The organism is Skermanella sp. (assembly GCF_059503625.1).
On record NZ_JCACHA010000782.1, the window covers coordinates 1 to 9610 of the forward strand.

The window sequence follows — 9610 nt, forward strand, 5'->3', positions numbered from 1 at the left end:
GCGCGCACTATACCCGAAACGGGCCGCGGCGAAATGCCCCGTACGACACAATCGGTCCGATCCTCCCCCGCCGATCCCGCAGGCCCTTGCCAAACCCGCCGATCCGGTGTCCATGGGGACGTACCGCCAGCACAGCCCCACTCAGAAGCACAGCAATGCCCACCAATCCGCCCGCCGCCAGCGCCGACCCGGCTCGTCACGACACCGCCGCCTCCGAGGCCAAGGCCCGCGTCGCCCTGATCGCCCTCCTGGTCGGCGCGCTCGGCATCGCCCTATCGCCGATCTTCGTCCGCCTGAGCGAGATCGGCCCGGTCGCCACCGCCTTCTGGCGCATCGGCTTCGCGATGCCGGTGGTCTTCGCCTGGATGGTGCTGGAAAGCCGGAGCGCCAACCCGCCACGCCGCCCGTCGAGCCGGCGCGACTACCTGCGCCTGATCTGGGCCGGTTTGTTCTTCGCCGGCGATCTGGCGGTCTGGCACTGGTCGATCCAGTTCACCTCGGTCGCCAACTCCACCCTGCTCGCCAACTTCGCCCCCATCTTCGTAACCCTGGTCGCCTGGGCGGTCTACAAGCAGCGCTTCTCCCGCACCTTCATCGGCGGCCTTGCCCTGGCGATCGGCGGCGCCATCGTGCTGATGGGCGAGAGCATGAACCTCAGCTCCAGCCATCTGTTCGGCGACGCGCTCGGCATCGTCACCGCCATGTTCTACGCCGGCTACATCCTGTCGGTCGGACGCCTGCGGGCCGAGTTCTCGACCGCCACGATCATGACCTGGACCGGTCTGGTCAGCGGCCTGACCCTGCTCCCGCTGGCCCTGCTCTCCGGCGAAAGCCTGGCTCCGCCCACACTTTACGGCTGGGCAGTCCTGGCCGCCCTCGGCGTCATCAGCCACGCCGGAGGCCAAAGCCTGATCGCCTACGCACTCGCCCACCTGCCGCCGGCCTTCTCCTCCGTCAGCCTACTCCTCCAGCCCGCCGCCGCAGCCGTCTTCGCCTGGATACTGCTGTCGGAACCGTTGAGCTTCCTCCAGGCGGCCGGCGCCGCCATCGTCCTCGCCGGCATCTTCCTGGCCCGCCGGGGCAGCCGGTGAAATACTCGGCAACAGAATAGTTAGAAGACTTATAGAGTATAGTGACCTCATCGATGCCAAATTCGGCACGGGACATAAACTTTCTTTTGCCGAATGCTGCACCAGCACCATGTTGCTTTCCCACCAAATTGATTCAAAATGCCGAAACGGGTTCCGCAACGCTCTGGCGCGGATACTCGTCTGGTACTACCATGTCAGACCGTATCGAGAAGAAACGACCTGGAGGAAGGCGTAATTGACCGAAGCGAGCGAGGCGACCGAACCTGTAGCCAAGTACGGCGGAGACCGGGTTTCCGACAGGGTCGCGGCTAAACTCCTCGACATGATCGCCCACGGCGAACTGACTCCCGGCCAGCGTCTGCCGGGGGAGCGTCAGCTTGCCGAACAGATGGGCGTCAGCCGCGTGTCGGTCCGCGCCGCCCTTCAGCAGTTGAAGACGCAAGGGTTCCTGACCGCCGTCCAGGGGGGAGGGACGCGCGTGCTCTCCACCGCCGGCGACATGGACCCGGCCCTGACGGAGATGATCCGGATCAAGTTCGACAACCTCTACGATCTGGCGGAAATCCGGGTCATCCTGGAGTCATGGGCGGCCCGCCGGGCCGCCATGAACGCTACTCCCGAACAGGTGGCCGAGATCGGCCGGACGGTCGTCGCCATGGCGCAGCCGTCGCGCGGCAAGCTGCGGGCGACCGACGACGTGGACTTCCATATCGCCATCGGCAAGGCCGCCGGCAGCCCGATCTACATGCACATCCTGTCGGTGATCCGCGACACCCTGACCCAGATGCTGGAATTCCATCGGCACGAGCTGTTCGACCGCAGCGAGGACAGGATCGTTCTGGCCCAGCACAGGGCGATCCACCGCGCGATCGACCGCCATGAGCCCGACGCGGCGGCTGCCGCCATGACCGCCCACCTGAACTGGGTGCTGGAGCATTATCACTCCGCTCGCCGCCGCCGCGAGGCCAGCATCGCCGCCGAAGCCGAAGCACCCACGGCACCGCCGGACCCCGCACCTTGACGTCTTAGCCCCGACGCCTTAGCCGCCGGGCGCCCTGCCGCCCACCGCCGCCGTGACGTCGGCCGCCGCCCGCGCCACCAGGGCGCCCAGCGCCAGTATCCGTTCGTTCGGGATTCGCGCCGTCGGGCCGGAGATCGACAGCGCCGCCAGAGGCCTCCCATGCTCGTCATGAATGGCTGCGGCCACGCAACGCAGTCCTACGGCATGTTCCTCGTCATCGATCGCGTAGCCGCGTTCACGGCTGGCGGCCAGTTCCCGCAGCAGGCTTTCCCGATCGGTAATCGTCTTGCCGGTCAGGCCGACCGCCCGTCCTCCCGCCAGCACTTCTCCAGCTTCGATTTCCGGAAGGGCGGCCAGCAGCGCCTTGCCAACGCCGGAGCAGTGCAGCGGCACCCGGATTCCGGGCTGAGACAGCGCCCGCATCATCTGGCGGCATTCGACCTGGGCCAGGAACACGGCCTCGCCCCGGTCCTCCGCCGCCAGATTGACGGTTTCGCCCGCCTCTTCCATCAGCCGATGCATGATCGGCCGGGCCAGCGCAGCGTAGTTCCGCCCGCGCAGGAAAGCGCCGCCGACGCTGAACGCCTGCACGCCGATGAACCAGCGCCCGCGATCCTCGTCATGGACGACGTAGTGCCGCTGCTCCAGGCTCTTCAGCAGCCGGTGGACCGTGCTGTGCGGCAATCCGGTCGCCTGTCCCAGTTCCCCAAGTCCCAGCCCCGCTTCCGCCGCCGCGATGGATTCGAGCAGGTCGAGCGCGCGGCTCAGTGCCTGCACCGGGTTCGCCGCATCCGCCTTCGCCCGGCCGCCGCCGGCACCACCTGTCGCCCGTTGCCCGTGATCGCCGTCCAAAGCTTCCCCGCCATGCGGATCTTTCCGCATTTCCGATAACCCGATCTCCGATATGTACGCTCCATGTGTACGATCCACCACCGGCCGGCGCAACCGGCGCGATCCGCCGGTCAGCCCAACAGGCGTCCCGCGCCCAGCCCTGATCTCACGACATCCCCTTTACGGACCTACGCGAAACGCCCATACTCCGTTTGGGCGCAGTTGTTCGCACGATACAGTAAGGGCCATATCTTGCCTGGGAAAAGCCAGCAACCGAGCCGGTACGTCAAACATTACACTGTGGAGCGCAAGCGCTACGGTGTGGTGGAGTATGTGTCTGATCACAAGAGAATGGGGACATCTATATCCATTGAAGATATCCTCATGGATAGAAATGTGGTTGCAGCAATAGATCGGACAGCCTCTTTGAGGGGTGCCTTCGCAGCATATATTAAAGACAGAGTAAAATGGGGATCGACTGCCTCTCTCCATAAAATTTTATCTGGACTGGCGACTGCTCAAGCGATTCCTTCGGCCAAATCCGGCCTATTCGACGTGTCCGAGGACACTCTGAAAAAAAATTTAGGCTCATCTGTTCACACAGGTTCTGAGCAGGTGGCTCCGCGTATTGCCGGATTCGACGACCTTGATCTGGCTAACGCCGCAATCGACGGTTTGCCGGCAAGTGCGCTTAGCCAAGTCGAGGAAGCTGGTTACACGCCCCAAGAAGCTATTGATCTCATCTTTCAGGGCGAGCTTACCCCGTCTCCTATTCTAAGCGTCGACGAAAGCGACCGCGCGATTCGGCTGATCCGTACCGCTGTCCGTGCCAAGGAAGTTTTCGGCAACCCTGAAAAAGCCTGGCGCTGGCTGAGAAAGCCGAAGAAGGCATTCAATGGTAAGACCTGCGTCGAAATGCTCATCACCGAGTACGGCGGCAGAGAAGTCGAGAACATGCTTACCCGCATCGAGCATGGAATGGCTGCCTGAAATTGATCGTCTGGCGTCTCAGCCGCTTCACCGATCTTCAAGGGATCGGCGGCTTACATGTGTCTGGTCGCTGGCACGGGAAAGGGCATCCGATCGTCTATGCCGCCGCGAGCGCGTCCACGGCACTGCTGGAAATCCTGGTCCACCTCGATATCGATCAGGTCGATATCCCTGACGGTTTCAACCTGATCGAAATCCAAATCCCTGGTGAGATAGCGCTCTCGGCTGAAAAGGTCCGAGCAGGGGACCCAATCCTGACAGATGAGCACTCATCACGAGAGTTCGGCACGCGCTGGCTCAAGGAACGACGTTCAGCAATCCTTCTGGTGCCATCGGTCATCGTACCGGTCGAAACCAACGTGTTGATCAATCCAGAACATCCCGACGCTCATAAGATTGAAGTTGTTGGCACAAGCACATTCATTTTCGATGAACGACTGCTCCGCGTACCGGCGATTTGATCCTTCCAGCAGTCGATCACCAGGCTTTTCCTACTCCGCCGCCTGCACCTCCGCCGCCTTCGCCTTCGGGCGAGCGGCGAAGTCGGGGTTCCCCCTCAACGCTTCCGGCAGCGGACCGCCGGTCGCCCAGTCCAGCAGCTCGACCGTGTGGACGATCGGAATGGCCGTGCCCGAGCCGATCTGGGTCATGCAGCCGATGTTGCCCGCCGCGATCACCTGCGGCTTGGTGCTCTCGATGTTGCGGACCTTGCGCTCGCGCAGCTCCCCCGCGATCTCCGGCTGGACCAGGTTGTAGATACCGGCCGAGCCGCAGCACAGGTGGCCTTCGGGCACCTCGCGGATCTGGAACCCCGCCTTCCCCAGCAGCGAGCGCGGCGGCGTCTTGATCTTCTGGCCGTGCTGCATCGAACAGGCGGAGTGGTAGGCCACCACCTGCCCCGTCTCGACCACGGGCTCGCCCAGGCCAAGCTCCGCCATGAACTCGGTCACGTCCTTCGCCAGCGCCGAGATGCGGGCCGCCTTGTCCGCCAGCTCCTTGTCCTCGCGGAACATGAAGCCGTAGTCCTTGACAGTGGTTCCGCAGCCGGACGTATTGACGACGACGGCGTCCAGCCCGCCCTTCTCGATTTCCCTGGTCCACGCCAGGATATTGGCGCGGGCATAGCCGTGGGCGTTGCCGGTCAGGCCCATGTGATGGGTCAGCGCGCCGCAGCACCCGGCGCCCTTGGCGACCACCACCTCGACCCCGTGGCGGGTCAGCAGCCGCACCGTCGATTCGTTGATCGCCGTGTTCAGCACCTGCTGGGCACAGCCGTTCAGGATCGCGACCCGCTTCCGCCGCGTCCCCTCCGCCGGGATCACCTGCGGCTTGTCCACGGGGCTGGGACCGGGGATCTTCTTCGGCGCCAGCGCCAGCATGCCCTTGAGCTTGGCCGGCATCACGCCGGCCACCGGGCGCCCCGCCTTGGCCGCCATCAGGGCCATCCGGAACAGGCCCGGACGCGGCAGCACCGTCGCCAGCATCTTGCGCATCAGGCGCTCGGAGGCAGGGCGGCGGTAGGTCTTCTCGATATGAGCGCGGCCATGGTCGACAAGGTGCATATAATGCACGCCGGACGGACATGTGGTCATGCACGACAGGCAAGACAGGCAGCGGTCGATATGCTTGACCACCTGATCGGTCGCCGGCTTGTCGTTCTCCAGCATGTCCTTGATCAGGTAGATCCGGCCCCGCGGGCTGTCCAGCTCGTCGCCCAGCAGGGCATAGGTCGGACAGGTCGCGGTACAGAAGCCGCAGTGGACGCAGGCGCGCAGGATCTTTTCGGATTCGCGCGTATCGGCGTCGGTAAGCTGGGCCAGAGTGAAATTGGTCTGCATGGCGGTTCTCCCCCTCAGACCCCGGCGTACATACGGCCGGGATTGAAGATGCGCTTGGGGTCCTGGGATTCCTTGACGCGCGCCGACAAGGCCGCCAGCGTCGCTGCCTGGGGATGGAAGACGTCCGCCGAGGCCCTGACGGTATCGGGCGCCCGGATCAGCGTCGCGTGGCCGCCGCCGAGGCCTACGGCCTCGCGGATCACCTCCTGCCCTGCCCGCTCGACCGCGGGATCGACAGCCAGCCAGATCAGCCCGCCGCCCCAGTCGAAATAGGCCTCCGCCGGAATCCTCGATGCGATGTCCGCCGCCACCCGCGCCCCATCCGCCGGTGGCACCGACAAGCGCCAGACCAGCCGTTCCGGGTTGGCGACGAACGGCTTGACGTCCCTGACCGCAGTCCAGAACGCCAGCGACGGCTCCCGCTCCAGGAACTCGACGCCGCCGAAGTCCCGGAACAGGTCGCGGAACTTGCCGGCCCGGTACTCGATCGACGGCCCGAAGCCTTCCAGCCGGATCGCCGTCGCCGCGACGCCGCTGCCCAGTTCCTCGACTCCGACTCCTCCCGCCAGGGCCGCCGGGATATGGGCCGCCGCCGCGACCTCGTAAGGGCTTTGCAGCGCCAGCGCCATGACCCGGATCGCCGTCGCATCGTCCAGCCCCCGGATCAGCACCGTCCTGGTGTCCTCCGGCGCCGGCAGCACCTTCAGCGTGACTTCCGTCAGCAGCGCCAGCGTGCCGTAAGACCCGGCGAGCAGCTTCGGCAGGTCGTAGCCCGTGACGTTCTTCACCACGCGGCCACCCGCCTTGAAGGCCTCGCCGCGACCGCTGACCGCTTGACAGCCCAGGAAGTGGTCGCGCGCCGCCCCGGCCTTGACCCGCCGGGGACCGGCCAGATTGCACGACACCACGCCGCCGATCGTCTGCTTGCCGGCCTCGCCGCCGAGCAGCGGACCGAAATCGGGTGGCTCGAAGGCGAATTGCTGGCGGTTCTCGTCCAGCAGCGCTTCCAGCTCGGCCAAAGGCGTCGCGGCCTGTGCCGAAAGCACCAGCTCCGCCGGTTCATAGAACTTCAGGCCCGACAGGTCCGATACGTCCAGCGTGTGGGTCGCCTGGAACGGTCGCCCAAGCGCCCGCTTGGTCCCGTGCCCCACCAGTTCCAGCGGGGTTTCCTCGGAGATGGCCCAGCGGACGGCTTCCAGCGCCTGCGCCGCGTCCGCCGGCTTCAAATGAGTCGTCATGCCAGCCCTTAAAAGCGCGGAAGATCGGGGAACGGCAACTGGCCGCGGTGGATATGCATGCGGCCCAGTTCGGCGCACCGGTGAAGCTGCGGGAACACCTTGCCGGGGTTCAGCAGGCCGTCGGGGTCGAAGGCGCACTTGACCCGCTGCTGCTGGTTCATGTCGGTTTCGGTGAACTGATGGATCATCAGGTCGCGCTTCTCGACCCCGACTCCGTGCTCGCCGGTCAGGACGCCGCCGACCTCGACGCACAGCTTCAGGATATCCGCGCCGAAGTCCTCCGCCGCCTGCAACTCGCCCGGCTTGTTGGCATCGTACAGGATCAGCGGATGCAGGTTGCCGTCGCCCGCATGGAACACGTTGGCGACCCGCAAACCGTGGCGCTCCGACATCTCCGCCATCCGGTTCAGCACCAGCGGCAGTTCCTTGCGGGGGATCGTGCCGTCCATGCACAGGTAGTCCGGGCTGATCCGGCCTACCGCAGGGAAAGCCGCCTTGCGCCCGGCCCAGAACACCATCCGCTCGTCCTCGGACGAACTGACGCGGATCGACACCGCGCCGCATTTGCGGGCGATCGTCTCGACCTCGCCGATCAGATGGTCGACCTCCGCCTCCGGTCCGTCCAGCTCGACGATCAGGATCGCCTCCACGTCCAGCGGATAGCCCGCATGGACGAACTCCTCCGCCGCGTGGATCGCCGGCTTGTCCATCATCTCCATGCCGCCGGGGATGATGCCCGCCGCGATGATGGCGGCGACGCAGTCTCCCCCGGTCTCGCTGCTGGGAAAGCCGATCAGCACCGCCCGCAGCGTCTCCGGCTTCTTCAGGATGCGCACCGTCACCTCGGTCACGACGCCCAGCAACCCTTCGGAGCCGGTCATGATGCCGAGCAGGTCGTAGCCGTCCGAATCCAGGTGCTTGCCGCCCAGGCGCACGACGTCGCCGTTCATCAGCACCATCTCGATGCCGAGGACGTTGTTGGTGGTCAACCCGTATTTGAGGCAGTGGACCCCGCCGGAGTTCTCGGCGATGTTGCCGCCGATCGTGCAGGCGATCTGGCTGCTGGGGTCAGGCGCGTAATAGAAGCCCTCATGCGCCACCGCGTTGGTGATGCCCAGGTTGGTCACGCCCGGCTGGACCGTGACGGTCCGGTTGCCGTAGTCGATATCCAGGATCTTGTTGAACTTGCCGAGCCCCAGGATGATGCCGTCGGCCAGCGGCAGCGCTCCACCGGACAGCGACGTGCCGGCTCCGCGCGGGACGACCTTGATCCCGATCTCGTTGCAGTATTTGAGGACTTGGGAAACCTGTTCGGTCGTTTTCGGCAGGACGACGATCATCGGCAATTGCCGGTAGGCGGTCAAGGCGTCTGTTTCGTAGACGCGCATCTCGTCCTGTTCGACGATGACGCCTTCACCCGGCACGATGGCCCTGAGCGCGTTTGCGATCTCGACCCGGCGGGCGAGCACCGAAGCGTCTGGCGTGGGCATCTTCATGCCGTGGTCCCTCCTCCAGCGGACAGCTCATGATCCGATAACCGGAATCGACGCCGTCACGTCTCTTGTTCTGATGTGATAGCCAATGTGGAAAATTATGGCCGTCAAGTAAAGTGGTATCACCACTTTAAGGAACAAGAGCACTGTCGAAGGAGAGGAACCGGCAGCTCCCCAATTCGAAAAGCTGGGTCGGAAAACTGCCCAAAAAAACTGGCTCGAAAAACCTCGGCCCCAAAAAGCAAAACCGCGCCGGAAGCATCGGCGCGGTCACCTCCCGGAGATACGGGCTCTCCCGTTTCGCACGCTCAGCCCTGGCGAGCCTTGAAGCGGGGGTTCTGCTTGTTGATGACGTAGACGCGGCCCTTGCGGCGGATCACGCGGCAGGCTTTGTGCCGGGTCTTCATGGATTTCAGCGAGTTGACGATCTTCATCGTTTCAAGTCCTAAAGAGGCTAGATCGGAGGCTAAGTCACAAGAGCGGCGGAAAATATGGATACGGGCGCCCAATGTCAATAAGCGCCTGTATTTCGGCGTGTAGGGCGAAGCGAATTCCGGACTCAGCCCTCCGAACCGTCGGCCAGCTTCAGCGCGAAGAACCGGTAGGCCCGCAACCCGCTCTGGAGTGCGGCGACCCGCCTCGCCCACTGCTCGACCTCCTCGACCACGGCCAGCTTGGTATCGTGATCCAGACTCCGGTTGGTAAGGAACTCCGTCAGCGACTGGATGGCCGCCAGTATCAGCGTGCGGTGCGCGTCGGTGATGTCCTCGTTGATCCGGATATCCAGGTTGCGCTGCTGGAGCGAACTGATCGTCTGCTGCATGGTCAGCGGGAACGGCTCGACAGGCTCCTTCGCGATCCAGTCCTTGACCGCCGCCGAGCGCGGCTCCTCCTTGTCGAAGACATAGTCGGTGAACAGCAACTGCCCGCGCGGCTTCAGGCTCAGTTCGATGCCGTCATGCAGCCCTTCGCGGTTCTTGACGAAGCAGAAGGCCTCCTTGGCGAAGATGCAGTCGAAGCGCTTGGGATGCTTGAAGTTCTCGGGATCGTAGTGGACGATCGTCGCCTGCTTGGCCATGCCCGACTTGACCGACCGTTCCATGCCCTC

General features: G+C 64.6%; 9 protein-coding genes and 1 pseudogene. 4 read left to right on the plus strand and 6 right to left on the minus strand.

Annotated features, from left to right (window positions below; translation table 11 throughout):
- Positions 1-155 precede the first annotated feature (155 nt).
- A complete protein-coding gene (locus AC5JJ6_RS27435; protein WP_496045109.1) occupies positions 156-1091 on the plus strand; it encodes a DMT family transporter in 936 nt (311 codons plus the stop codon).
- A gap of 235 nt (positions 1092-1326) precedes the next feature.
- A complete protein-coding gene (locus tag AC5JJ6_RS27440) occupies positions 1327-2112 on the plus strand; it encodes a FadR/GntR family transcriptional regulator (RefSeq protein ID WP_496045110.1) in 786 nt (261 codons plus the stop codon).
- Positions 2113-2130: 18 nt separating this feature from the next.
- Here the strand turns inward: AC5JJ6_RS27440 and AC5JJ6_RS27445 are convergent, their stop codons facing one another.
- Positions 2131-2994 carry an IclR family transcriptional regulator gene (locus tag AC5JJ6_RS27445; protein ID WP_496045111.1) on the minus strand — a complete coding sequence of 288 codons (864 nt, stop codon included), beginning with the start codon at positions 2992-2994 and terminating at the stop codon, positions 2131-2133.
- A gap of 282 nt (positions 2995-3276) precedes the next feature.
- On the opposite strand from AC5JJ6_RS27445, the gene AC5JJ6_RS27450 reads away from it, so the two are divergent.
- Both AC5JJ6_RS27450 and AC5JJ6_RS27455 read left to right on the plus strand, forming a co-directional pair.
- Positions 3277-3933, plus strand: coding sequence for an Xre family toxin-antitoxin system antitoxin (locus AC5JJ6_RS27450; protein ID WP_496045112.1), 657 nt, complete (start codon positions 3277-3279; stop codon positions 3931-3933).
- Between the two features lie 2 nt (positions 3934-3935).
- A complete protein-coding gene (locus AC5JJ6_RS27455) occupies positions 3936-4394 on the plus strand; it encodes an RES family NAD+ phosphorylase (RefSeq protein WP_496045113.1) in 459 nt (152 codons plus the stop codon).
- Positions 4395-4424: 30 nt separating this feature from the next.
- On the opposite strand, the gene glcF is transcribed toward AC5JJ6_RS27455, so the two are convergent.
- From glcF to AC5JJ6_RS27480, 5 genes and pseudogenes are all read right to left on the minus strand, one after another.
- Positions 4425-5771, minus strand: coding sequence for a glycolate oxidase subunit GlcF (gene glcF / locus AC5JJ6_RS27460; protein ID WP_496045114.1), 1347 nt, complete (start codon positions 5769-5771; stop codon positions 4425-4427).
- Positions 5772-5785: 14 nt separating this feature from the next.
- Positions 5786-7009 (minus strand): glycolate oxidase subunit GlcE, encoded by a 1224-nt coding sequence (glcE, locus tag AC5JJ6_RS27465; protein WP_496045115.1) that lies wholly within the window; start codon positions 7007-7009, stop codon positions 5786-5788.
- An 8-nt stretch (positions 7010-7017) separates the two neighbouring features.
- Positions 7018-8505: an FAD-linked oxidase C-terminal domain-containing protein gene (locus tag AC5JJ6_RS27470; protein WP_496045116.1), complete on the minus strand. Its 1488-nt coding sequence runs from the start codon at positions 8503-8505 to the stop codon at positions 7018-7020.
- Positions 8506-8810: 305 nt separating this feature from the next.
- A complete protein-coding gene (gene ykgO, locus AC5JJ6_RS27475) occupies positions 8811-8936 on the minus strand; it encodes a type B 50S ribosomal protein L36 (RefSeq protein WP_012973122.1) in 126 nt (41 codons plus the stop codon).
- 125 nt (positions 8937-9061) lie between these two features.
- Positions 9062-9610 (minus strand): annotated as a pseudogene (locus tag AC5JJ6_RS27480) (phosphoethanolamine methyltransferase); the annotation flags it as partial.